21 protein-coding genes are annotated in these 23206 nt (G+C 57.2%); 15 read left to right on the forward strand and 6 right to left on the reverse strand.

Annotation, left to right across the window (positions count from 1 at the left end; genetic code table 11):
- The 6 genes from H0X95_RS34180 to H0X95_RS34205 all read left to right on the forward strand — a co-directional run.
- Positions 1–94, forward strand: a 94-nt coding sequence (locus tag H0X95_RS34180) for an IS3 family transposase (RefSeq protein WP_146211670.1), incomplete at its 5' end; no start/stop codon positions are given.
- 267 nt (positions 95–361) lie between these two features.
- Complete coding sequence (locus H0X95_RS34185) at positions 362–637, forward strand: hypothetical protein (protein ID WP_196446387.1); 276 nt, start codon at positions 362–364, stop codon at positions 635–637.
- Positions 634–1002, forward strand: a complete 369-nt coding sequence (locus H0X95_RS34190; RefSeq protein WP_196446388.1) for a helix-turn-helix domain-containing protein — start codon at positions 634–636, stop codon at positions 1000–1002. The genes H0X95_RS34185 and H0X95_RS34190 overlap by 4 nt, the downstream gene beginning before the upstream one ends.
- Positions 1002–2060 carry an ImmA/IrrE family metallo-endopeptidase gene (locus tag H0X95_RS34195; protein WP_196446389.1) on the forward strand — a complete coding sequence of 353 codons (1059 nt, stop codon included), beginning with the start codon at positions 1002–1004 and terminating at the stop codon, positions 2058–2060. Before H0X95_RS34190 ends, H0X95_RS34195 begins: the two co-directional genes overlap by 1 nt.
- Positions 2061–2131: 71 nt before the next feature.
- The gene (locus H0X95_RS34200; RefSeq protein ID WP_196446390.1) at positions 2132–2692 is read left to right on the forward strand and encodes a C1 family peptidase; all 561 of its coding nucleotides are present in this window, start codon (positions 2132–2134) and stop codon (positions 2690–2692) included.
- A gap of 9 nt (positions 2693–2701) precedes the next feature.
- Positions 2702–3535 carry a hypothetical protein gene (locus H0X95_RS34205; RefSeq protein WP_133059252.1) on the forward strand — a complete coding sequence of 278 codons (834 nt, stop codon included), beginning with the start codon at positions 2702–2704 and terminating at the stop codon, positions 3533–3535.
- Here H0X95_RS34205 and H0X95_RS34210 read toward each other — a convergent pair.
- The 3 genes from H0X95_RS34210 to H0X95_RS34220 are packed head-to-tail and all read right to left on the reverse strand — an operon-like array spanning position 3527 to position 5811.
- On the reverse strand, positions 3527–4156 hold the full coding sequence (locus H0X95_RS34210; protein ID WP_230878335.1) for a uracil-DNA glycosylase: 630 nt from the start codon (positions 4154–4156) through the stop codon (positions 3527–3529). The genes H0X95_RS34205 and H0X95_RS34210 overlap by 9 nt on opposite strands.
- Before the next feature lie 51 nt (positions 4157–4207).
- Positions 4208–5575 carry a nucleoside triphosphate pyrophosphohydrolase family protein gene (locus H0X95_RS34215; RefSeq protein WP_196446392.1) on the reverse strand — a complete coding sequence of 456 codons (1368 nt, stop codon included), beginning with the start codon at positions 5573–5575 and terminating at the stop codon, positions 4208–4210.
- A complete protein-coding gene (locus tag H0X95_RS34220) occupies positions 5515–5811 on the reverse strand; it encodes a DUF4031 domain-containing protein (RefSeq protein ID WP_324657489.1) in 297 nt (98 codons plus the stop codon). Before H0X95_RS34220 ends, H0X95_RS34215 begins: the two co-directional genes overlap by 61 nt.
- Here H0X95_RS34220 and H0X95_RS34225 point away from each other — a divergent pair.
- On the forward strand, positions 5730–6170 hold the full coding sequence (locus H0X95_RS34225; RefSeq protein ID WP_230878336.1) for a helix-turn-helix domain-containing protein: 441 nt from the start codon (positions 5730–5732) through the stop codon (positions 6168–6170). The genes H0X95_RS34220 and H0X95_RS34225 overlap by 82 nt on opposite strands.
- 281 nt (positions 6171–6451) lie before the next feature.
- On the opposite strand, the gene H0X95_RS34230 is transcribed toward H0X95_RS34225, so the two are convergent.
- From H0X95_RS34230 to H0X95_RS34240, 3 genes are all read right to left on the reverse strand, one after another.
- Positions 6452–8950 carry a DEAD/DEAH box helicase gene (locus H0X95_RS34230; protein ID WP_196446395.1) on the reverse strand — a complete coding sequence of 833 codons (2499 nt, stop codon included), beginning with the start codon at positions 8948–8950 and terminating at the stop codon, positions 6452–6454.
- Positions 8947–10638 (reverse strand): site-specific DNA-methyltransferase, encoded by a 1692-nt coding sequence (locus H0X95_RS34235; protein ID WP_330165505.1) that lies wholly within the window; start codon positions 10636–10638, stop codon positions 8947–8949. The genes H0X95_RS34230 and H0X95_RS34235 overlap by 4 nt, the downstream gene beginning before the upstream one ends.
- 388 nt (positions 10639–11026) lie before the next feature.
- The gene (locus H0X95_RS34240) at positions 11027–11317 is read right to left on the reverse strand and encodes a DUF6471 domain-containing protein (RefSeq protein WP_196446397.1); all 291 of its coding nucleotides are present in this window, start codon (positions 11315–11317) and stop codon (positions 11027–11029) included.
- A gap of 247 nt (positions 11318–11564) precedes the next feature.
- Between H0X95_RS34240 and H0X95_RS34245 the strand changes: the two genes are divergently transcribed.
- The 8 genes from H0X95_RS34245 (at position 11565) to H0X95_RS34280 (ending at position 23170) form a co-directional block, all read left to right on the forward strand.
- A complete protein-coding gene (locus H0X95_RS34245) occupies positions 11565–12335 on the forward strand; it encodes a hypothetical protein (protein ID WP_196446398.1) in 771 nt (256 codons plus the stop codon).
- Positions 12332–14365, forward strand: coding sequence for a transposase family protein (locus H0X95_RS34250; RefSeq protein ID WP_196446399.1), 2034 nt, complete (start codon positions 12332–12334; stop codon positions 14363–14365). The genes H0X95_RS34245 and H0X95_RS34250 overlap by 4 nt, the downstream gene beginning before the upstream one ends.
- Positions 14362–15348, forward strand: coding sequence for a TniB family NTP-binding protein (locus H0X95_RS34255; protein WP_330165506.1), 987 nt, complete (start codon positions 14362–14364; stop codon positions 15346–15348). Before H0X95_RS34250 ends, H0X95_RS34255 begins: the two co-directional genes overlap by 4 nt.
- Positions 15345–17192: a TniQ family protein gene (locus H0X95_RS34260; RefSeq protein WP_196446400.1), complete on the forward strand. Its 1848-nt coding sequence runs from the start codon at positions 15345–15347 to the stop codon at positions 17190–17192. The genes H0X95_RS34255 and H0X95_RS34260 overlap by 4 nt, the downstream gene beginning before the upstream one ends.
- A 655-nt stretch (positions 17193–17847) precedes the next feature.
- Positions 17848–18405: an HAD domain-containing protein gene (locus H0X95_RS34265; RefSeq protein WP_196446401.1), complete on the forward strand. Its 558-nt coding sequence runs from the start codon at positions 17848–17850 to the stop codon at positions 18403–18405.
- 237 nt (positions 18406–18642) lie between these two features.
- A complete protein-coding gene (locus H0X95_RS34270) occupies positions 18643–18921 on the forward strand; it encodes a helix-turn-helix transcriptional regulator (protein WP_226383505.1) in 279 nt (92 codons plus the stop codon).
- A 275-nt stretch (positions 18922–19196) separates the two neighbouring features.
- The gene (locus H0X95_RS34275; protein WP_196446403.1) at positions 19197–21320 is read left to right on the forward strand and encodes a DUF4357 domain-containing protein; all 2124 of its coding nucleotides are present in this window, start codon (positions 19197–19199) and stop codon (positions 21318–21320) included.
- A gap of 257 nt (positions 21321–21577) precedes the next feature.
- The gene (locus H0X95_RS34280; protein ID WP_196446404.1) at positions 21578–23170 is read left to right on the forward strand and encodes a hypothetical protein; all 1593 of its coding nucleotides are present in this window, start codon (positions 21578–21580) and stop codon (positions 23168–23170) included.
- Positions 23171–23206 lie beyond the last annotated feature (36 nt).

The following is a 23206-nucleotide window of genomic DNA, read 5'->3' on the forward strand; positions in this document are numbered from 1 at the left end:
CCGCTACATTCACTACTACAACCACGAACGCATCAAGCTGAAATTAAATGGGCTGAGTCCCGTGCAATACAGGACTCAGCCCTTGGCCGCTTAGATTTTAACCGTCCAACTTCGTGGGGTCAGTTCACTTATGGGGCCGTTTTCTCAATAGCGTGAATGTATCAAGATTCGTCGACACACACGGGCACTCGCTGACGATTGCGCCACGAAATTTTGACGTACGCCTAGACAACGTTGACGACTTCCGCAGTCGTTCCTCACCCCAACACCCTCAAGTATTGCCGTCGTGTTCGGCCTTTTTGACAAAACCGAACATTGATTGTACGATTTTCGTACATCAACAGCTGCGTGCGAGGAAGCAATGGCAGACCTTGAGAAACAGATTAAAGCGGCGTTGGAAGAGTTCTGGGACGAGCATGCGCTGGTACCCGAAGCGGGCGGGCCGAGCACAGTAGATGAATTGCTCGAGCCGATTGAATCCATGACCGCAGTCGAGGTGTTGGCGATACTCGACAAGATTGTTGGAACTGAGCTCCCGAACAGCGTTATTCGAACCGGCGGCTACAAAACAAGAGAGGAATTCGTTGACGGGCTGTCCGCCAAAGTCATTTCGTACCTCCAGGCCAAGAAAAAATGAGCCAGGGCACCCCAGACTCGACTGATGAACAAAGGTTGCTCCTCGCCCAGCGCCTGCGCGAAGGCCGCGAGTACGTCGGGCTGTCGCAAGAGGATGTAGCAACCGCTCTGGGAATCTCCAGACCTGCGGTCACGAACATCGAAGCCGGCACACGCAAGGTCGAGGCAGTTGAATTGGACAAGCTGAGCCAGTTATATGGGAAAACGGTGCAGTTCTTTCTCACTGGCGAATCGCACGTTCAGGATACTCGTGTTGTCTTTCTCGCGCGGGCGACTCACGGACTGAGCGACCGGGACTTCGAAGAGCTAGGTCGGTTCGCCGAATTCCTGCGTAGCTCTGGAAAATCAAAACGACGAGACTCGTAATGGCGCGTGACGACTTGTTGCAAGCTGGACGCCGGGCCGCTGAAGTTTTGGATGAATTCCGAGCAAAGGACCGCATTAGGGACGGCTATACGCGAGTTGACCCCGCCCAGTTGGCCAGCGAGGCCGATGTAACAGTGATGTTCCGGCCGTTGGAAAGGCTTCTCGGTGGTTTTCTTCGCGAGGATGGTGAAGCGGGGATTTTGGTCAACCTATTGCGCCCCCGCGGACTGGTGCATATGACATGCGCACATGAGCTCGGTCACTACTTTCTCGGACATGAGAGTAACACTGACGAGACCGTAGACATCGGGACCAACGCGGCCCTTGTCGAACAGCAGGCGAATCAGTTTGCATATTCGCTGCTTGCGCCTCGCTGGCTTGTCATTGCCGTCATGAGAATGAAGTGTTGGTCGAAGGAACACCTGAACGACCCAGCGATTGTCTATCAGCTCTCTCTTCGGCTGGGCACGAGCTTCGAAGCGATGGCCTGGTCGCTCGTGCGCCTTGGGTTGCTGTCGACACTCTCGACAACTCGCATACTCGGGCAGAAACCAAAGGCCCTCAAGCTTGCCGCTTTGAACATCGACGACATGTCAGCGAAGGTGCCCGGCGACGTCTGGATTCTCGATAAGACTGACAAAGACCGGATTATCGAACCAGCGTCGACCGACCGTTTTGTCGTTGATTTGCCGAATCATGCCGCCGCGGGTCATTTGTGGACCGTCGATGACTTGCGTTGTGAAGGATTTGTGCTCGAACCGTTCGTGCAAGATGCACGCGTTATGTCCGACCGTGAAGACAAGCCAATTCGAGTGGGTGGTCTGGGCGCGGGTACCACGATGAGATATGCACTGACGCCGACAATCGACTTCAGCAGCGACTCCACAATTGACCACAAGAGGCGCTCGACAATCTCGGTTCATGAAACCGCGCCGTGGTCCCATGAGTCCGAGATTCAAGATTCACTTGCTTTCAGTGCCGAATTCGACGACGTGAATGGCGGGCTGTCGAGACCTGAGCGCGCACGCAGGCTCAATAGCGTTCGGGGTATCGAATGATTGAGGTTGAAGTGAATCACTCGGAGCGCCTCGGGCCACCGCGCAATCAAGGTCGGCGACCGACATGCTTGGTGTTCACGACTTCCGATTTGAATGCTTTCGCCAACGCAACTGCACATCTAAGCGTCGAGTTCCTGTGCCATCATGCCGCTAAGGCGGAGGAAAGCTGGGAGCCTGGCGACGGTTTTACCGTAGACCAGGTTTTCATGGCAGTCGCGAGCCCGGGACAACCGGAAGAACACATCTACCCTTACCGCCCAGATTCGCAGGACGCGCCGCTTCAAGCTCCGCCTATCGGGTTGATGCCGCTCTATCGAAGCCCATTAAACAAGCGTGCCTTGGCACTCTCTGAAGTTACCGCCTTGGTCCGCCAGGGGCGGGCAGTCGGTGTAGTGATGGCGGTCACGAAGTCGCTGTTTTATCCGCGAGATGGTATTGTCGAGTTCGACCCATATGTCATTCCGGACCAGTTTCACGCGATGGTCGCCGTGGGAGTCGGCACGCATCGCACGACCAACGAAACGCATATTTATCTCCGAAACTCTTGGGGAGCTGAATGGGGTAATCAGGGGCATGCTTGGGTGCCAGAAAGACATCTTCGGCTGCACATGCAAGAGGGATTTGCGGTATAAAACAACGATATGGCCATTCTCTTTGACAAGCAATTGCGGGTAGTGCCGACGTGGCTAGCTGCCGCCAAGCATCTTGAGTCATCTCCAAATCGTACGGCGATGAACCTCGTGCTCGAAATCACTGAACCGCTCGCCGTAACTGCCGAGGACCGGGCAATAATGCAGCGAGTGGACGTCGCTCTGGAGGCCGAAGACCTTACCCTCCGTACGGTTGCAGGCACCATCTTTCCGTTGGACCTGTACGAGCGCCATGGCCGTCCCGATTTTTACGACAAGTACAGGGCCATGCTTAAGCGCGGAAAGAAGCATGGCACGTGGGGCACTTACGCTTCGAGAATGATTGACAGGCCTCCTGTGAAGGGAAAAGAGTCAATCAATCCTTTGGATATGCTCGTTAACCGACTACGCCAAGACGGGCAACCGACGAAGAAGGACGGGTCGGTCTCTTCATTTGCGTCCGCCTACGAACTCGGCGTCGCGGACCCGGCAGCGGACTTGGCCATTGACGATGGCGTGGAAGGCGATGTGCCGACATACAACGCTGCGATAGACGGGCGTCGATGGATGGGGATGCCCTGCCTCTCCCATCTCAGTTTCAAGCGTGTCAGAGAGGCGGACGGCTATGCTGTGCACCTCACGGCGATGTATCGGTCACATCATTACTGCGCTCGAGCACTCGGCAATCTTTTGGGCCTGGCTCAACTTCTTTCCTTTGTTGCGAAAGAGGCAGAACTGAAAGTCGGGACACTTACTTGCCTCTCGTCGCATGCCGTGCTCGATGCCGAGACTTGGGGCGGCGTACAGCGAGCCCAAGAAGTATTGGGCCTTGCTGAGTCAGAATAAAGTCGATTGCGTCGCGGAGGCTGGCGGTGCCAAGCTGTCTCCGTATATTTCCTGCATGCCTCGACGAAAGTCCGAGACGCCGCCGTAACTCGGATGACGCACACACTCGACACTTACGCCGAATGCTTTGGCGTACGTGGCAGCATCCTGACCGATGCAGATGATTCTGCGTATCTTTAGCCAATTGAAGAGCGCGGCATTCAGTTCGGATACAGCGGCTAACTCTCTTGCGGTGAATTTCCGGTTCGTCAGCGCGTCGTCGGCTTCATGCGGATGGAAGGGGAATACGTTCCACAAAAGCGGACGCCGCTCCAGTCGCTCCAAGATTGCCCAAATCTCAGCAGCGGTCCTCTCCGCGACAACGGGCCCTCTGGTTGCTTTGTTGGCAGCTGCGCCCGGATACGACAGCGCAACGGCGTCGAGCCGCCGCTCGTCTGTCAACGCCAATCCAGTGCGTCGGCCGCCTCGATAACCAAGGTCGCGGCCCATCCAAATCGTGTCGACGCCAAGCTGCTCGATGGCGCTCAGATAGTTGCGAAGGTTTCTTCGGCGGACGGCCGGTGCGTCGGCCAGGTCATGAATCTCGCAGCGATTTCTGTAGGGATTGAATACGCCATCCATTCCGATTTCGGACAGCGCAGCAACGAATGAACGAGGAGTCATACTTCTTCTTTATTCAAAGTCGGGAGGTACGGCGCCGACCACCATCTTCTTCTTCGGGACCACCACCACCAAGGTTGGCTTCTCTTCTTCCCGTATCGGAGAGAAGGCGATGGTGTGTGCTTTCATATCCACAGTCACTTCGCCACCTCCTGCTTCGCAAAGCTCACGGAAAACCTTGAACCCCTCAAGGATGGCCTTTTCCCACTGCCACAGCGGGCACGCGTAGACCTCGTAGCCCTTCACCATCTCGCGGACCTGCTTCAGCACGCCATAGTCCAGCTTACCAGGTGCTGTATCCGTAAAATACCGATGGCGATAGGCGTGATTGAAAATCCAGGTAGCAATGCCTTCTTCGATAATCATCGCTCGAGCACCATCTTCGTCACGGTCGACCTGCGCGTTGCTCTTACGCTTAAGCTTCAGCAGGCCGCGGACGACTGGTGACCAGCCTAAGTGAGCGATGTAGGCTAGGTGGAATACGTCGTGGAACCGATAACCGTCCGGTTCCGTGCGGTTGTCGGTCAGCCTGTCACCGATGTTCACACGGTTCATTTGCTGGACGACATAGGGGACACCATCGGTTCCATGCAGTTCGATGAACCGCATCGTGAGCTCCCGAGGCAGTTGTTCGAGTTCCGAAAACGAATCATCGAACAGCGCATGATAGGCGGTTCCCTCTCGTGGCCACCTTGATTCGAACTTATCCAGATTTTCTTTGGCGACTTGGGCGACTGAGAGGCCAAATTGGGCGCAGACAAGTACCATGTCTGCCAGCAACGAGCCGAGCAGTTCGAGGCTTGAGTGGCTTGCGAGGTCGCCTACACCCGATATGGCCATCAGTTGGCCGCAATGTGCACCGAGCCCGCAAAGCGTTTCAGTGCGGGTGTCTGAGGCAACCTTATTCCGGCAAAACGCTATCAAGCCATCGAACTCAGCGAACGTTACGTCGCCCGCTGGCCTATTGTGATTTACTTCGAGGCGGCGCTGGAGTTCTTCCAAGGCGGTGAGCCCGATGTCGTTCAGGCTGTGTTGGCATTCAATGCCAACGGTTGTTAGATACCAGAGCGCGTCGCCGATTTCTTCCGTTACGTTCGCCTGCTCCGCCGGCCCGAGGTCGCGCTTAGATTTCTTGATGGCAGCCAGAATTCCTCCGACTTCACCAAAAAGCCCATATCTGAGTTGATTGAATGCTTCAGGGGTCCCCTTGAACTGGTTCGACGCCGAGGCTCGTGCCTCATACTCAGAAAGCGGCAAAGCTGAGTTCCTTGCGGAATTGTCCGGGTTGAACACGACGGTGGCCCCTAGTTCTGGTTTATCTATGGCTGCGACACTGCATTTTTCCCATGGCGAAGCTCGGTCTTCAGTTGCTTCGCGCATGTCACGATGGTCCCGCGGTCACCCTTCAAAGCACCAAGCATCAAGGCTTTCTCTCTCACACTTACGGTAACGTCGTAGTGCGGATAGATAGAACGCTCTTGGAACCAAGACCGGCGGAGACCGAGTTGCTGGGCGAAATCATGCAGTTCGTTCAATGAATCCGCAACTAGGTGACACCACTGCTTCCCGCGCCAAGATATGCGCTCATCGTCAACGTAGATTGCCATGCTTGCCATTTTGCAAAAATATTTGCAAAATAATAAGCAATATGCAAACAAATCGCAAGTCGGTTCTAGCGGCAAAGCAACTCGGTGACGCACTTCGTCACCGACGGAAGGAGCTCGGCTTCACGCTGGAACAGCTAGCGCTCAAGCTAAACGTGGACGTCGGCCAGCTTTCCCGTTTTGAGAGGGCTGAGTTCAAAATCGTGTCTCGGAATTTGCAAAAAGTCGCCGCTTTTTTGCAAATTCAGGTTGACGACGGAGTCGGGGAGCCAGATGGCATCGTCGAGCAATTCGCCGAGTTGCTCGGCCGGTCTGCTAGGCACAAAGCTGCCGCGATTGCTCTGGTCCGAGCGCTTCAGGAGCTTCGTTGAGACGTATCTGGAAATGTCGGATGCAGGCCCCTGCTGCTTTTAGACCTGTTTCACGCTCCCAATGGCGGCCCCGTGGCAGCCACTTTTCTTCCGCGCGCGCGGTAAAAGCTCTCCAACGCCGGCGCCACAGTTTCCAGAACGATGGCGCTCCCATGGGCACTCCTCCACAAAGCGTGACGCGGTAAAAGCTAACCGTCATCTTACTAGCGGCGAGTATGATTTAGTCGTGGCTCGTTGCCGGCAAGTCGTTGAGAGCGTACAAACGGCCCTTAGCCCGTCAATCAGGAGTAGCGCATCCTAGGCAATTCGAACTTCCCGTCGTCGACGAGATTGCCGTCGCTGACTTTCCGCCAGAAACGAAAACTGCCATCGCTGCCCAGCTCCTTGCCAACCATGAACACGCGACCGTACTTGATGTGCACGGCTGCGGCCTTGGCACGGTCGAAGTATTGCAGATGGGGGCCCTTCACTTCGGACAGTGCCACCCCATCGCCTTCGGTGCGTTCCTTGACCTGCAGCACAAAGTCGGGAAAGAAACCGATGCCATCGGCCCACTTATAGAGTGCCACGCTTGATGGTTTACGCACTGGATTGCGGTGCCACCAAATCACATCCGGGGATGTGTCCAGTTGCTCGGCAAATTCACGCTCTTGCGGGCTCATATCGACCGGGAACACGCCATAGACATTTCGCGCGGCCGGCGCCAATGGAGCCTCACTCACCAAAGCGTCGGGAAGGTGAACCATCGCGGCCTGCACCTGCTCAGCCCGCATGCGCTTGTGCGCCTCCTTGACCAGGTTGGGGTTACGGACAAGGACCAACTCCAGTTGGTGGGTCAGCTCTTCGTCGAATTCCGGCGGCACATGACCTTCTGCCACAAGCGTATCCTTGAATCGCTTTTTTAGCGCTTGGAGCATCTCTCGACGGTCCACGTCATCAAACTCGAACGCCAGCTGACGGGCCTTCTCAGCAATCATCGGAACGGACACTTGCGCCCAGATGTCTCGGTCCTCAACGGCGCTGGCGGAGTCGAAGACATCGGTAGTGCGCTCGGTCATCTTCGAGCGTACCTTCAGGCGGTCACCCAGCACCTTGGTAAAGTCGATGCAGCTCACCAGGCGCTCTTCAAAGTCATCCGGTACTGCAGGAAGCGTTTCAGTTACCAGCGAGCCTGGTGTGCCTTCACGGCGTTTATAGACAAACTGCTGGTCGTTTTGCGCGTCCAGCTCAAATGCCTTGGTTAGCAGTGTGTGCCCCTCCGCGTACCCGGACGAAAATCCGGAAGGTGGGGTGGTCAGCACTTGGAAAAGCGACGACTGCTCGGTCAAAAGCGGCGTAGGCACATACCCTGGTACGGCGCCTTGCTTGTCAACAGTCGCCACGGTCGCCGGTCGATATTCTTCCTGGGGCAGCAGGGTTAGCGACTGGCCGGGCTTGACCACTTGCACAACCGGCTCGCCGGCAATCACTGTGACGACCGTAGATGCCACTGCCTGTGCCATCTGCTCGGGCATCTGGTTGATTTGCGCCGCGGCATTTACCAGTCCCTCCTGCGCGGCGCTGTTCGCCAAGAAGACGTAACCGTAGCTCAGCAGCTTTGGCAACGTATCCAGGCGCCCCTGCAGGCTGCGATGCACCCGCATGATGCGGCCAACAACCTGCACGCCAAAATCGACATCGCGCGTACCGCGGAGGGCGGCCAGGGTGAATGCCCGGGGAGCATCAAAGCCCGTGGCAATCGCCATCTTGAACAAAATCACCTCTACGCTGGGGTCATTCGCCAAGGCATCGAGGTTGGGGTCCGGTTCGTCCGCAGTGTGTTCACGGACAGCCGACTCGGGGAACTTCAGAACATCAATCAGGTAGGCTTTCGCGTCCTTGATAGCTTGGCCACCATTCGGCACTTGCACGAGCATCAGAGGTGTGAGGCCAACACCCTCTTCAGCGAGCGTCTTCTTGATGAGCCGATGCATGGCTGCACACTCGGACAGCGCAACTTCCTCGTAAGCCACCAACTGGGCATCGTCGGCGTTCTGGCTGATGAAGCGAGCCGCTTTGACGGAGCGCTTGAGGAGTTGCGCATCAACACCTTCCGCACGTGATACGGACGCCCATTCACTCGGCGACCCAATGCGGTACCCCGTCTGCGCCGCGAACTTGCCTGCATCAGCGTCGCGGGGCGTCGCGGTCATCAACAGAACGTAGTCCGGCGCGAGCACCTGGGAGAAGAAGCGCCCGGCCTCCGTGGCGCGCACAAACCCGTGGTGCGCTTCATCAACGACAACACCGATGCGGTAGCCCTGAGCCCGAGCTGCGTCTATCAATTCATCAATGGACCAGCCTGCATCGCTATCCTGTCGAGCCAGGCGACTCTCCTTGCTTCTTGCAGCGACAGTCTGCCAGGACATCACAAAAATGCTGCCGTCGGCCAGCTTGTCCGGACTCCGGTCAAAGTCAATATTCAGCAGGTTGAGCGTCGGTGCCTGGCGATTAAGCGCGGCCCTAGCCTGAGCCAACACGCCCGTGAACGGTGAAAACCAGAACCAAATAATCCGGTCTTTGGTGGAGAACTCCGCCAGCAGTTCGCAGGCCATCAGCGTCTTGCCAATGCCGGTCGGAGCCTGAAGCATGACGCACGCCCCGTTTTGCCGGGCTGCGGTCAACTGCTTGGGGTCGGGCTTGGGACCCAAGGCATCATAGGTCGCCTTCAGGTCTTCAAATCGGGCAACTAGGGCGCCAATGTGTCTTGACTGAAACTCCAGCGGCGTTATGCGGCTCATGCCGGCTCCCCTTGGTATTGGCTATCGGATTGTTCTTCTTGAGCATCGCGGACGCTGCCTTGCTTGAATGCGCGGCGCAGGTCGTGTGGCACCGATACTAGGCGTATGCGATGCATATGCTGCGCAAGGCGCTCAGCGACTACGGCTGGCGCCCAGGTCATGACTACAGCGACACCGCTATGCTGAGTGATAGCTGCCTCTAGCTTGTCAAGCGTGGGAGATTTGACGTTGGCACAGTAGGCCACCATGTGTTCGCCATGCACAGATGCCGAAAAACCTGGTGTGACTGAAGTCAAAGGATGGCGGCAAGCCTCCAGGGCAAACGTCCACACCATGTTGTCGGTGATGCCCTCTTCCAGGCGATGCATCGGCACCCGAGTCGCCTTCACATAGGCGAAATTCCCGCCAAGGCCTTCGACTTTTTCACCGTTGCTGTTTTCGTAGCCTTCAATTGCTTTTTGCACTCGGGCAGCACAGACATCCCGGCAAAGATTGCGCTCTGGTTCATCGACAGTGGCTTCCGTGCTCGAGACCAGCACAAACCTGCGTTGCCCGCCATCTTCCTTGTTCAGCGCCAACAGGGCTTGAGCCAAAGTTCCGGACCCGGCGAAGAAATCGACAACCAGGTCGCCTGGCTTGGTTGCCAGCCGCAAGATGCGGTCCATCAACTGCAGCGGTTTGGGAGTCGAAAATACATCTTCGTTCCGCCCCTTTGGCAGTATCTCGTTGAGCTGCTTTTTGGCATCTTGCGTGTGCCCCACTTCGTCGTAAGTCCAGAGCGTTTGGGGCACCACACCCTGTTTGACTTCAGAGAGGAACCGTTTCAGCGCCGGGATATTGTTTCCATCCTTGCCCCACCAAATTCGACTGTCAGCGTTCAGCTCGTTGAACCGAGTCTGTGACACAACCCAATACCGCCCCGCCGGCGGTCCATCAATGACCCGTCCGGATGGGCAGGTGATTGGATAACGGCCTTCACCGTAGTAGTTACGAGCGGTTAGGTCACCGGGCTTCCACGGACCGCGCGGGTCGTTATCTGGGTTCTTATAGGCTTTATCCTGAGCTGCCGAACGCGGCAGAGAATTAGGCCGCCAGCGGTCACGGTTAGCCGCGTAGACAAGCACATACTCGTGGTCATCAGAGAAATGGATGGCTGTGTTCTTGGGCGAATAAACCTTCTGCCAGATGACGTTAGCGACAAAATTTTGTTCCCCAAACACTTGGCTCATTAACAGTCCCAAGTTGAACAATTCATTGTCGTCAATTGAAACGAATATAACACCGTCCTCTGCCAATAGATTTTTGGCCAACGTCAGCCGTTGATACATAAACTCCAGCCAAGTGGAATGCCTGTATCTATTGGAGGCGTCAAAATAGCTGTCGTTGTAGACAAAATCCTTTCGGCCCGTATTGTACGGAGGGTCAATGTAGATAAGTTTGACCTGGCCGGCGTGAGTTGTGACTAGGTGGCGCAGCGCGTCAAAGTTATCCCCCTCCACCACAAGATTGGTCCAGGGCCCGTTGCCTACAGACAGCTCTTCGTTAAGCTCGAAGCCGACAAAATCGCGATTGAGCGACTTATCTTGCGGGATACTGTCGCGCTCCCAGCGCAGACCATAGCGCGCCAGGGCGTCGCGCCTCTGTAGCACCGCAATCAACTCTTCCCGCGTCAAGTCGTCGTAGTTCACGTAAAAACACCATTCTTTTTCGCCAGCCCGCCATTTTACGCATGTGCAGGTCGTCAGGGAGGCGCTTCTTGCTTGCAGCCTGGCGTAGGCGAAAGGGACAGCTCCGCCCAATCGCTACCCTATGAAATCTGACGAGCGCACCCGCCAGGGAACTATTGATATGACCGCTGGCTCGAGAGTCCCACCAGCTTGAAAAGCTCCTGACGATTGCCTACCGTGGTAAACCCACGCCAGCGCAATGCCGGCACGCAGTACCAGGAATGCGCCTATATTCGTAGTGTTGACCGCCCGCCAGGTCAGGCCCCCTTTTTATGAGAGGGTAGGGTGGGAGCAGGCGATGAAACTGGTCAGGCTACGAGCGAATTCTGCGACGAGGAAAGCCCGTCACCTACGCGCCGTCATTCTGGCCCCGTTTGAATTGGCGAAGTGCAATGGTCTCCACGCCCATGGCACTCAAACAGGCTACCAGGAAGGCCGCCGAGAACCGTTTGCGATTCACCTTGCGGTTTATCTGGTCAGGCGACTCGTCGATTCCCATCTCCTCGAGCATCCGCGAAAGCTGTTTGTACCGGATGCCGCGCCGCATCATCTCTTCCTCAATCAGCCCCTTCGCTTCTTCTTCCCACTGACCGTACGGCTCAGCCGGCAGCCGACCACGCTTGTGCGGCAGTCCTTCCATCGTTCCCCCCTCGGCCTTGTTCGAGCCTCTGCTTTTCTCGTGCCGGGATTCTCTCACGTGTATTTTCGGTCGTATACGACCGACTCAAAAACAGCAGCACTACACGTCCTCAACAAGCCATTTTTTGCGAGGACAGAATGTTGACAATAACTTTACAAGCCAGTTTGCCGGCCCGTCGGGCCGCAACTGCACTCGGGGCGGCCAGCCAGACGTGCGGCCGCCTACAGACTCCGGACGGAGGTGCGAAGTGAGAAGCGCACCGTCCTATGGCGTCCGTAGCCGCCGGAGTACAGCAAACGCCGGCGTCCGACTTACAGCCCGGACGTATGGCAAAGCCCGCATCGGCACCTACGCCGAAAAGGCCGACGGCCACATCACCGTCGAATCCGACGCGGAACGCCTTGTCGCGCACGTGCTGAGCGTCGACCCACGCGTACGTTCGTTCAAGCAGCAACCGTTTACCGTCGACCTGGTCGGAGAGCGGCTGCTGTTCACGCGTGAGGACGTATCCAAAGCACGCAAGATGCGTGGTAGTCGCGCCGGGGATGTGGAGTACACGCCAGACTTCGCGACCGTTCAGGTCGATGGCCTGCAGCGCGCGTACGAGGTCAAAGTCCAGGGCTTCGAGGGTGATGACCGGTACTGGGCCAAGGTCGAGCGGGCCGGGGAAATCATGGCGGCGTACTGTTATCCGCTATCCACGGTAGTCGTGCCCGCAGATGAGCGGCACCCGGTCATCGTCAACGCGCAACTGTTGAAACCTGCGATAGCGCGCGCCCGCGAATACCTGACGCCAGACATCATCGACCTGGTCGAAAGCTATTGCGAATCGGGCCCGGTGCTGCAGCGCGCGCTGTGCGCCGACCTCCAAATTCCGACGGGCCTGATTCCTCCGCTGCTCGCCACGGGCGTGCTGAAGGCCGACCTCGCGCATCACCATATTTGCGCCACGCTCAAACTGTCGGCCGCGTATGGCGACCTGGGCCACCTCTGTCTGATTGAGGAGCTGCGGCCATGATGTCCGACCTGCGTGCTGGAGACAAAGTGGTAGTGCCCGGCAAACCAGACAGCTACTTCGAGGTGCTGGATAGTCGTCTGCATGCTGGCTCCATCCAGCTATTCGATGCCGAGAAACGACAGGCCCACTATGTCGACTACGACGACATCCGCGCCCGGATTTCGGAAGGCAGTCTGGTCCTGCATCGAAAGGGGATGCCGCGCGTCAGCATTGCCGCCCAGTACGACAATCCGGAATTGCACAGTAAGGTCCGCCTGCTGAACGACACTCTGCGGCGTATTGATGCCATCCGGAAGCAACGAGGTTTGTCGTTTAACGCAGCGATACCTCTGGCCTGTGAAATCTATCAGATGGAAAACGGAGACAATCCACTTGTCTGTCCGTTTCCGTCGCGCGCAACCCTGTACCGGGCTCACGAGAATCAACTTCTCGGTCTACCGGTTCTCAAGGGTGACAAAAATAAAGGCAATTCAACGCCAAGGTATTCAAAGGACCTTGTCGAATTCGTCAAAGAGGTCATCCAGGACCATTTCTTGGTTACGGAATCGAAGTGGACGGTCCTCGACCTAACGAGATACATCAACCGCGAGGCTCGTCGTCTTGGCCTGCATTGTGCCAAGCACGCCATCAGCCGCAAGTTTGTGTGCGCCAGGATTCATGACCTGACCGTCGATGCCGAATACGACCGGATGGACCCGCTCAATCGGGTCGCTGGCAAGTCGTTCGCGAAGAAACGTATACGTGCAGCGTTCCCGTTCGCCAGAATTGAGCAGGATGCTCTTCACCTGCCATTCGTTGTACGCACGCCCCACGGAATCGCCCGGACCATCTATCTGGTGCTCGCAATTGATGCTTGCACTGGGTATCCGGTCGGATGGCATCTCGTCATCGGCTCACCGCGCGAGATGGATTCGCTGTTGTGCCTGGAAATGTATCTGACACCGGCCAAGGCAGCCCGCTTCAAGGAGCTTGGCATTGCTCATGCGCTGAACATTTATGGCACGCCCGCACAGGTCATTTTTGATAATGGCCCAGAGACCAAAGGCGGACGAATCGTCCGCCTTGAGCGGCTCGCTATGGACGTCAAGCATTGCAAAGCAAAGGAAGCTCAAGGCAAGCCATTCATCGAGCGCCTGAACAGGGCACTCAAGGAGGCACTGCAGCTTCTCCCAGGCTGCACGCGCTTCGAAGGAAAGGATGGCATGCGCGACCCCGAGGCACGGGGCGACGAGTTGATGACCGTCGACGCGTTAGAGAAATGGATTGTCAGGTGGCTCTATGAGGATTGGGTCAACAGCCCGCTCGACCGGCTGCGTTGGGACGAATTGCTGGTTGATTCGGTCAAGGGAAAGACGCCGCATGAGCGTCTGACTTACCAGACCGAAGAAATGGAGCATCCCATCACCATGCCGCCGCCGCGTCGTGAATGGATGGCAGCACTCTTCGAACACAAACCTTGCGTGTTGAGCGCCAAAACTGGCATCACGCTTGAGCATGGATTCAGGTACCGCGGCGAGGCCATGTCCTATTTGCTAGCCAGGTACGGCGACCACGCGCAGCTACACGTAGTCTACAACCCCGACGATTTCCGCCAAGCATACGTGTACGAGGGAGATGACCTTCCGCTCGTCACTCTGACGCACGAACACGTCCGCCCGGACACGCCGGCATGGACTTTTACAGAGGCCAAAGCCCGATTCGATGCGGGCTTGGATGACTGGACAGTTCCCGATGAAAAGATGCAATTCCAGCGCGACATGGACGAGGCAGTCACCCGAAACGGGACAGCCGGCAAGCGCAAAACCCGCGGCAAGCGCGAGGAAAACAAGGAAACCGTTCGCCGCGCCAAAGACAACTCAGCCGTCCAGCGGGCTATCGACCGACCGCTTTCTGCGGCAGCGCCGTTTGGACCTGCATCTTCGACCAATCCGTCGCTGCCGGCGGAAGCCCCTCGGCCCGACGCCATTTCGTACGACGACGCGCCTTTAATGAACATCGTGAATAGAAACACCGGAGTGAAGCTACTGTGACGCCAGCCCAACAACTGCGCAAAGACATTGAGACCTGTGAGGTTCCGCATCCAATGTTCGTGGAACACCTCACTGCCCTCAAACGGCGCATTGATGATGCCCTCGCCGGCTTTGCGCCCAAAATCGTTCGCGTTCCTGGTCCGAGCCGTGCTGGTAAGTCCTCGCTCATCACCAGCCTGTCCCGTGACTACCCCGCCGACCGTATCGACGGACGGCGCCTTGTGCCCGTATTGGTTGTTAACGTGCCCCCATCCGCCACGACCAAACTGCTTCCCAAAAGTGTACTGGGTGCGTTAGGCATCCAAGTTCCACGCAGCATGACGGCTGGCGCGATGTTCGACCTGATGGTGGTGCAACTGCGCCTGGCCGGAACACGCGTCGTGATTTTCGACGAGATTTCTCACCTTGTTGATGAAGGGTCACGGGTGCCTCCGCGCGCAGCGAGCGACTGGCTCAAGACTCTTTCAGACACGCTCGGCATGACGCTGATTCTCTTCGGTATTCCGCGACTCGAGCGGCTTTTTTCGGCAAACGAACAGCTGCGTAGCCGCGCTTGTCCTGCGCGCAACTTTCTGCCGTATGACGCAACCGACACTGGCCAGATGACTGCCTATGTCTCGTGCGTCGCCGGTTACGCTCGCCTGTTCTCCGCAGCGGGCTATCCCATCGACGTGTCCGCCCAAGTGCTCACACAGCAAAGCTATCTGCTCACCGGCGGGCTGATAGGGGTGCTCGCTGACTTCATGCGCGAGCTGGCGAGTTCGATGGCGAACGAAGCACCACGCGCCATTACATACGCTGACTGCCAGCGGGCGAATGAATACGTCAGCCACGCGGGGTCACCGCACCGACTGGCTTTCCAGGATTCTGGCATCGACGGCGCGGGCGTGGAGCCTGCTGCGCTGAAACAGGCATACGTTCATGTCCTGACCAGTAATTCGGCATCCGTACCAGTTCGGAAAAAATCAGGAGATAAACAATGAGCCTCGTTCTTACCTACGCGCCCAAGGACGACGAGTCCGGGATGGGCTACTACCGACGCCTTGCCGCAGACAATGCACTTTTCAGCTGGCGTGACCTCGCGAGTTCGGCGGGTGTCGAGCGCAACCGCCGTGCGTTGCTGACTCGCACGGACGACGTGTCCCGTAACCTCGGCCTGGAACCAGCATGGGCCGAGCATACCTCTCAGCAGGAGGAGCTCTGTAGGGGCTGGGGGCGCCTGCACCGTGCGCAATCTGACGCCGTGTGTCCTGCGTGTCTGGCTGAATCACCCTACCTGCGACACCATTGGGAACACGCCTACGTCACGGCATGTCCGCAACATCGAATCCTGCTGGTCGACCAGTGCAGCGCCTGCGGGAAGCACCTGTCGCCGGAGCGCCTCTACATTGGATTGTGCTCGTGCGGTCATGACCTGAGTAGCCTGCCACGTGTGCCGGCGACCCGGGCGCAGCAGTGGCTTTCGACGCTGATTGCGAGCAACGGGCAGCAGTCTGGCAGCATGAAGCCGGCTCTGCACGGCGTGGAAATCAATATGCTGGCGAAGGTCATCCGCACGCTCTGCCAGTATGCGGACCCGACGCGCCCGGGGTTGCCGCGTGGCGCGGCATTGCCGAACCGCGTCATTGAAGCGGTCGAATTTCTCTCGCCGCTCGAAGCCTTGCAGGCCGACTGGCCAACGGGTTTCCGCAATCACGTCGAGCAGCGCATTACCGCCGGTCGCAAAAATGCCCGCACGCTGAACACGTTGCTCGGCGACTGGTACATCAGCCTGCGCAAGCTCTGCCAGGGCACGACGCTCGACCCTATGCTTCAAATCATCATCGACGTCGCAGCCCGGAAATCCGATTGTGTGCTGGGCCTGGATTCGGCCAAAGAAATGGCCGAGGATGCAACCGGGTACATGCGCGCGCCGGACGTTGCAAAGGCTATCGGTGTCAGCGTCTCACGTCTGCATGACTCTATTCTCGCAGGTGAGTGCGAGCACCGTGCCCGACGCACTGGAACGCGTGGCCAGCTGTTCGAAGTTCCGTGCACTGAGGTCGGGCGCATCCAGCAACAGCGCGCCGGGTGGGTTTCCGACGTCGTTGCCTGCGAACTGGCGGGCGTGACACCCAGCGTGCTCGAACGCATGAAAACTGCTGGCGCAATCCGGTCAGACGTCCGCTGGCGCGAAGACCTGATGAAGGGCGGTCCGGTCGAGCGCCAGTCCATCCTCGATTTGTATGAGCGTGTTGAACAGTGGGCCAAACCCGCTGCGGTGGCTGATGATTCGACGCTCACATGGGCGCAGCTGACCAGCCGGCGCATGGGTGACCAAAGGGCTATCGAATCGCTGATGCAGGCCATCGCAGAGGGCAAGGTGAGAGCCGTCGCGCGTGGCCGGACGCTGGGCGAAACGTCCTTCCTGAGGGCGGATGTATCGCAGTACTTCGGCACACCGTTGCTCGAAGCGGGCATGTCGATTCAGCAGCTCGCCAAAGCGACAGGATGGAAATGGGAGTCTATCCAGAACTGGGTAGACGAAGGGCTGCTGGCATCTGAACTGATTCAACGACGTGGCCAGCCTTGTCGCGTCGTGCTACCGCAGCAGTTGCTGGAGTTCCGGCAAGCCTATGTTCCGCTGGCTGACCTCGCACGTGCCATGGACACGAGGTCGTCGGCGCTATCACGCTTGCTGCCAGGCATCGAACTGGTCGGTGCGAAACAGCTTCCCGACGGCGCCATGCGGGGCGCACTGATTCGTATCGCCGACATCGGCCGGCTGGCAGTTATCGGTGCGAGGGCCGGGCACGACCTGTTTGTGCCTGCAGCATCGCAAACTTGACCGCAACTTTCCGGTATCACGCGGTTTCATCGTTTTTGAAACTTCTCACTTTCGATGAAACCGCACTGCTTGCGAGAGGTGAACATGGCGTGCACGACCTTGGCTCGGGATACATTGGAATACTCAAATTCAGCGATAGGGCGTTTTCATCGGCGCATCTACGATGCCTGGCTGAACCGACAAAGGTTTCAATGTCCTCTTGCCTACCTACAGGGTTCAGCCAGAAAAGCAGGTGAACACCGTCACAGCCTAGCTACGGGTGGTGAGGCTGAGCCCAGCCCTCCCAGACATGGTTGTCCGGGATGCGCCTTCACTCAGCCGCCACCCACACTGCTACGGTATGGAGCCGGCGTCGCCCGACAGACATTTGCCTCGCGCCTCTATCTTCGCCAGCGCGTCGAGCTTCTCAAGGCACCCCCCCAGTGCTCGATTTCCCTCGCGCCCTGGCGGTTGGTACCCCGTCAGCGCGAGCGGCAACTACGACATCACCGAAGCCCGTCATCCGTGACGGGGCGGCCCTCACCACCCGGCGGCATAGCGCGCGGCGGATGGCATGTACGTCCTTGCATCAGAGTATATGCATCGCCGGTGGGCATGAAATGCAAATCGAAGAAGTCTGCTCCGAAAGGGGCAGTGCTTATAGGAGAGCGATGCCATGAGCAACGAGTCCAAAGTGCCTGCACTGGTTCTCGACAACCCGACGCCAACCCTGTTTGTCGACTTCGACGGAACACTGCACCGTGGTCATGCATTGCTCGATGCAAGCGGCCAGGTCTCTCTCGATACAGGGAATCCGCTGTTTGAATTTGTCCCGCAGTTGGAGCGCCTGCTCAATCCATACCCTAGTGTCGAAATTGTCCTGACAACGTCTTGGCTCGACACTCTGCCTTTCGACAAAGTTGTTTCGTACCTACCGCCGCAGCTCGCGAATCGGGTGGTAGGTACAACCCTGGATATAAAGCCCCGCTTCGGATATTTGCAGGATGGCTCGGCGCGGACCTACATCATTCGCTCATACGTGTTCGCGCATCGCTTGAAGAACTGGCTGGCGATTGACGACTCTGTATACGGGGCATATCACCTGAACACCGATGTGCTCAGGCTGGAGCCGCACCTTGTCTTGCTTGACCGTCGGCAAGGAATTGGTTCGCCTGAGTCCCAACGGCGTATTGAAGAATGGCTTGCCGAAGTGCACAGTGCAGACGGACGCTAGCTTTCAGAGAGGCCATTTCCCAATCGCTTTGTAATCCGAATCATATGAGAGATTGTCTCTCTGGCTCAGCATTGACCCAGCGCTTCGCTACAACCGGCAACAACCTGCCTCTTAGCGACGATTTTTGGTGTTAAGAGGAAGAATATTGCCGGTTGTTTGGGGGCCTTACAACGGTAAGGGCAAGGTGTGAATACGACGAACAATACCCAACGGCATCTAACTTCGGCCGAGATTGAAGTGGAGCTAGGGGAGCGATTGAAGACGCTCCGGGTACACCGGAATCTGGACCAAGCCACGCTTGCCAAGAGGGCGGGTATCAGCGTTCGCACTCTGCGGAATCTCGAGAGTGGAAGCGGCTCGTCGCTGCGTACACTTATCCTGGTCGTTCGAGCCCTCGGGCGCGAAACGTGGCTGGAGACGATTGCTCCCATCCCCACCATCAATCCACTCATGTTGACTCGAACCGCGTCCCCCCGGCAGCGGGCTAGCAAGCCAGGACGCAAGAAGCCGGCCTGAGTGCCCTCAGGCCGGGCGACCTCATAGAGACGAGTATCTGCAATAGTGAGCAGATACAGATTGAATGAGGATGTTGTGGATTCTGACCACACTTCGAGTCAAACCCTGCTTCGACATCAGGCTCGGTCCGACGTCCACACGGAGCGGTCTTGTAACGCTGCATATCAGCGCACGCTCGATGCATCGTCATCGGAGTGCAATGCCAGCTACGATTATGAGAAAGTCGGTATATTGTCAATCTCAAGACACTTCAAATTATCTGCCGGGGATTTCACGTGCCACACACGCTCACAGCAAAAGAACAAACGCTGCAGAAGATTTTCAGCGATGAGTACGTCTTCACCATTCCAGGTTATCAACGCCCCTATTCCTGGGGGAATGACCAGGCGCAGGAGCTCTTGGACGATTTGCTGAGTGCGCTCGAAGCGTCCCCGGAGCAACTCGGAGATGGTGTGCCGTATTTTCTTGGCAGCATCGTACTCATAAAGAGCGAAACGTCGCCTGACGCCACAGTAGTCGATGGCCAGCAGCGCTTGACGACACTGACGCTCCTTCTTTCAGCCATCAGGGCCACGATTAGCGACCGTGCGGTGCAGGCGGGTATCACGAAACGTATTTACGAGCACGGCGACGTTGTCTCGGCCACTGAAGCCAGCTACCGTCTGTCGTTGCGCGAGCGAGACAGAGACTTTTTCCGTCAATACGTCCAACACGAGGATGGCCTTGCCAAACTCATTGAACTCAATTCAACACTGCCCAGCGCGCAGGAACGCTTGCGAGCAAACGCTCAGGTTTTTATGCACGGACTGGCGGAACTGAAAGAGTCTGAGCTGATAAGGCTCGTCCAGTTCGTCATCACCCGTTGCTATCTCGTCACCGTAGCGACTCCCGACCTCGATTCCGCGTATCGCATTTTTGGTGTTCTCAACAGCCGCGGCCTCGATTTGAGCGCTACGGACATTTTGAAGGCGGAAATCATTGGGGGAGTCGAATCAGGCCTGCGTGAGGCGTACACGGAAAAATGGGAAGACGCCGAGGAGGACCTGGGACGTGACGAGTTCGGCGACCTATTCAGTCATATCCGCATGGTGTATCGCAAAGCCAAACCGCAAGGGACCTTGCTGAAGGAGTTCAAGGAACACGTTACACAGGCAACCAAGCCGCAGACGTTTGTCGACACCGTACTACTGCCGATGGCACGAGCGCTTGCCGCACTCAGCGACGCCGACTATGCCAGTACGATGCACGCAGAACTCGTGAACGAACACCTGCGTTGGCTTAACAAACTGGAATTCAAGGACTGGTTGCCGCCTGCTCTGGCATTTTACGTACGGCATTCAGAGCAGCCGACGCTGATACTGGCATTCTTTCGCGACCTCGAACGCCTTGCGTATTCGATGCTCGCACGAAAAGTTGGGGTCAATGGCCGCATTGAACGCTTCTCTGCACTAACGGGCGCCATCGAAAACGACCAGCATCTGTTCGCCGAGGCGTCACCGTTGCAGCTCTCTCCGAACGAACAATACGACACCTATTCGGTGTTGAATGGCCCGCTGTACGACACGCACTCCGCGCGTGCAGTGGCGCTACTGCTTTTGCGCCTGGACCGTCTTTTGTCCGATGGCTCCGCTGTGTACGAGCATGACGTTGTCTCGGTTGAGCATGTGATGCCGCAACAGCCCGCTCCGAACAGCCAATGGGCAACGTGGGTTCCCGACACGAAAATCTATCAAAGCTGGGTCCATCGACTTGGTAACCTCGTGTTGCTGAGCCGTAAGAAAAATAGCTCCGCGAGCAACCGCGAGTTCTCCTGGAAGAAAAATTCGTATTTCACCAAAGGCGGCGTTTCCGGCTTCGCCCTGACAACGCAGGTGCTGCAACATCCGGAGTGGACTGTTGACGTCATGCAAACGCAGCAGAATTCGGTTATGAAAGTGTTCGAGACACACTGGCGCCTGGAAGACCGCAAGAGCAAGTCAGAAGTTGCCAAGGAGTTGCTAGCCGAGCTCTCATCGGGTAGCGACGGCATCTACTTCGAGCTCGAAAGTGCCAAGCACGGCCTCACTGCAGTGGCGCGGAAAAGTCCCAGCTCATTTACCGTTCTCGCGCAGTCGCATGCGCGGTTGGAGTGGTCGGGGCAGCCACATTCATATCAACAGTTGCGAGAAAGTCTGCAAAATTTTGGTTCCCTACAACTGTCGTCGGATGGCTCCCATCTGGTCTTCACGCAGGATGTGAACTTCGTCAGCCCCAGCGCAGCGTCCGCCACGGTCCTGGGCAGAACGGACAATGGGCGCAATTCATGGAGACTCCGAGGAACGACGATTACCTATGCCGCCTGGCAAGACAATCTGCCGGCCAACCAGCCGCCGGGCGAAACAGAACCAGGTAACCAGTGATTTCGTTACGACGTCGGTTCGTCACGAATCCAGCGCATTGATGAACACCTAGTCCAAGCGGAATCTGTTCGCAGCTACCTCCAGTGCAGCAGTCGATGCGGTTCGTTCATAACGACTGCTGGTTGCGAGTCTCTATAAGACAGAGCGGCGGCCCACATGTTCGCTCGACAGCCGACAAACGGCAGCGAGCTCGGGCATCAAACAGCACCCGCATGCCGGGCCCACGCGCAATCGACTTACGCAGACAACGACAAAACATGAACCATGGCCTCGGCACCGATGGCACCGCGTCGGCTCACTGGCTTGAACACCTGTCCGAAGGTTTGGAAGGTTTAGCCGCCGATGCGCGACGCACCGCGTATTCGCTCTTATATTCACCGTGGAAATGTTCACGTGATGATGTGCTCAAACACGTGCCGTCACCGTTGGGTGATTCAATCGTTTTCTTGCAAGAGAGCGTCTTGCGGCATGTCTTTCGCGGGCGGTCCCGTCCAAGTCTAGGCATCGCCGTTCTTGATGTAGGGATTGGCGCCTTTACACGTGGACCGAATGGCTCTCGTGAGCCAATGGGACCCAATACAGTCATCGCGGTTGATGCATACCTCGGGCTAGCCAAGGAAGACCTGGCTAAAGCGAACATTCGATGGAGTGAATTATCCGGGCCGGCTCAAGCCTCGCTCCTGGCGCTCTACGCCAAATGTGAGGTTGCTGTGCACTTGATGGCCGGTATGTTCGAAGGGGCCAGTAATGCTGGTCGCGCCATGCATTACGTCATTCCTGCTCGGTTGCATGCCGCGCGCAAGATGCGTTGGTTCTCGCTGTACTGGGCGCAGCAGAGCAACATGGCGGACGCTCATAATGCCCTGATTGTGTCGCGCAGCCTTCACCAATCCGACAGACCAGCAAGAGAGGCTGAGCTCTTTCAGGCTTGGGTCGATTCCATCCTTGATAAATTCCTATGCTTGCACCGGCGCTACGTCCCCAAACTCCTGCGGACAAAAAACGGCACTGCTGTACCGAAACTGCGGGCGCGCGCTGAGCTACTGTGCTTTGTCTGGTTGCATCCCCTTGCGGGTCGATGGGACGTTGGTGACTTCTCGCACGTTGTCTTGGAAGACCGTCCACTGGCTTCAATTTCGCGAGAGCACTTACGGCAAGCAGGATTCGGCAGTGTCGAAGTAGATGCGCTATTGGCTGAATCTGCCGCGCAACCTGCCGGCGACCAGTTTATTACTCAATCGGACGACCCTCGGCACCTGCACATTCACAACTTAAACTTAAAATTTACGGTGCAACGCTACGGACAGTCACAATTCAGCGAAATCGGCTCGCCCATCGGGCACTGGTTTGAACGTGACTACATTCTCCAATATATCCAGGACCGGCTCGACAGCGCGCGCTTTATCGCTTGGCCCGAATTCAAGGACGAAGACGCCAAGTACGACGCAGACATCATCATTTACGACAAAGCGACGCGCTTTTTTTACTTCTGCCAAGTCAAACACCGAGCCCAGGTGCTTCAACCGTATTTGCGCGATGAACTCGACGAGTTCAACCGAAGCAAACCCTTCAATCATGGTATCGGACAACTCAGCCGTCTCCGCGAATTGATAGATACTGAGCAGGTCCGCAAACGTCTCATAAGTAAGCTTGGAAAGAAGTTGGTAGGCTCGGGACCGTTGAGCGAGAGAAGTCGCTTCCTTCTTGTGCACACCGTTGAAAATTTTGACATGTGCACGCGACATGGAATCACCATGTATAATGGAATGGACGCCCCCGCCCGGCACGGCATCGATGTGCCAAAGTGGAAGTGTCAGCCACCACTTAACCAGAGGGAACGCCCATCATGAAGGTTACGACCGTTGGTATCGATCTGGCAAAGAACG

It is taken from the genome of Burkholderia sp. 9779_493 (genome assembly GCF_015712215.1).
Taxonomy (GTDB): domain Bacteria; phylum Pseudomonadota; class Gammaproteobacteria; order Burkholderiales; family Burkholderiaceae; genus Burkholderia; species Burkholderia cenocepacia.

Coding starts and splice junctions, on each gene's coding strand:
- H0X95_RS34185 (WP_196446387.1), top strand. CDS start 362: ATGGCAGACCTTGAGAAACAGATTAAAGCGGCGTTGGAAGAGTTCTGG.
- H0X95_RS34190 (WP_196446388.1), top strand. CDS start 634: ATGAGCCAGGGCACCCCAGACTCGACTGATGAACAAAGGTTGCTCCTC.
- H0X95_RS34195 (WP_196446389.1), top strand. CDS start 1,002: ATGGCGCGTGACGACTTGTTGCAAGCTGGACGCCGGGCCGCTGAAGTT.
- H0X95_RS34205 (WP_133059252.1), top strand. CDS start 2,702: ATGGCCATTCTCTTTGACAAGCAATTGCGGGTAGTGCCGACGTGGCTA.
- H0X95_RS34210 (WP_230878335.1), bottom strand. CDS start 4,156: ATGGATGGCGTATTCAATCCCTACAGAAATCGCTGCGAGATTCATGAC.
- H0X95_RS34215 (WP_196446392.1), bottom strand. CDS start 5,575: ATGCGCGAAGCAACTGAAGACCGAGCTTCGCCATGGGAAAAATGCAGT.
- H0X95_RS34225 (WP_230878336.1), top strand. CDS start 5,730: ATGAATCCGCAACTAGGTGACACCACTGCTTCCCGCGCCAAGATATGC.
- H0X95_RS34220 (WP_324657489.1), bottom strand. CDS start 5,811: ATGGCAAGCATGGCAATCTACGTTGACGATGAGCGCATATCTTGGCGC.
- H0X95_RS34230 (WP_196446395.1), bottom strand. CDS start 8,950: ATGAGCCGCATAACGCCGCTGGAGTTTCAGTCAAGACACATTGGCGCC.
- H0X95_RS34240 (WP_196446397.1), bottom strand. CDS start 11,317: ATGGAAGGACTGCCGCACAAGCGTGGTCGGCTGCCGGCTGAGCCGTAC.
- H0X95_RS34250 (WP_196446399.1), top strand. CDS start 12,332: ATGATGTCCGACCTGCGTGCTGGAGACAAAGTGGTAGTGCCCGGCAAA.
- H0X95_RS34260 (WP_196446400.1), top strand. CDS start 15,345: ATGAGCCTCGTTCTTACCTACGCGCCCAAGGACGACGAGTCCGGGATG.
- H0X95_RS34265 (WP_196446401.1), top strand. CDS start 17,848: ATGAGCAACGAGTCCAAAGTGCCTGCACTGGTTCTCGACAACCCGACG.
- H0X95_RS34280 (WP_196446404.1), top strand. CDS start 21,578: ATGAACCATGGCCTCGGCACCGATGGCACCGCGTCGGCTCACTGGCTT.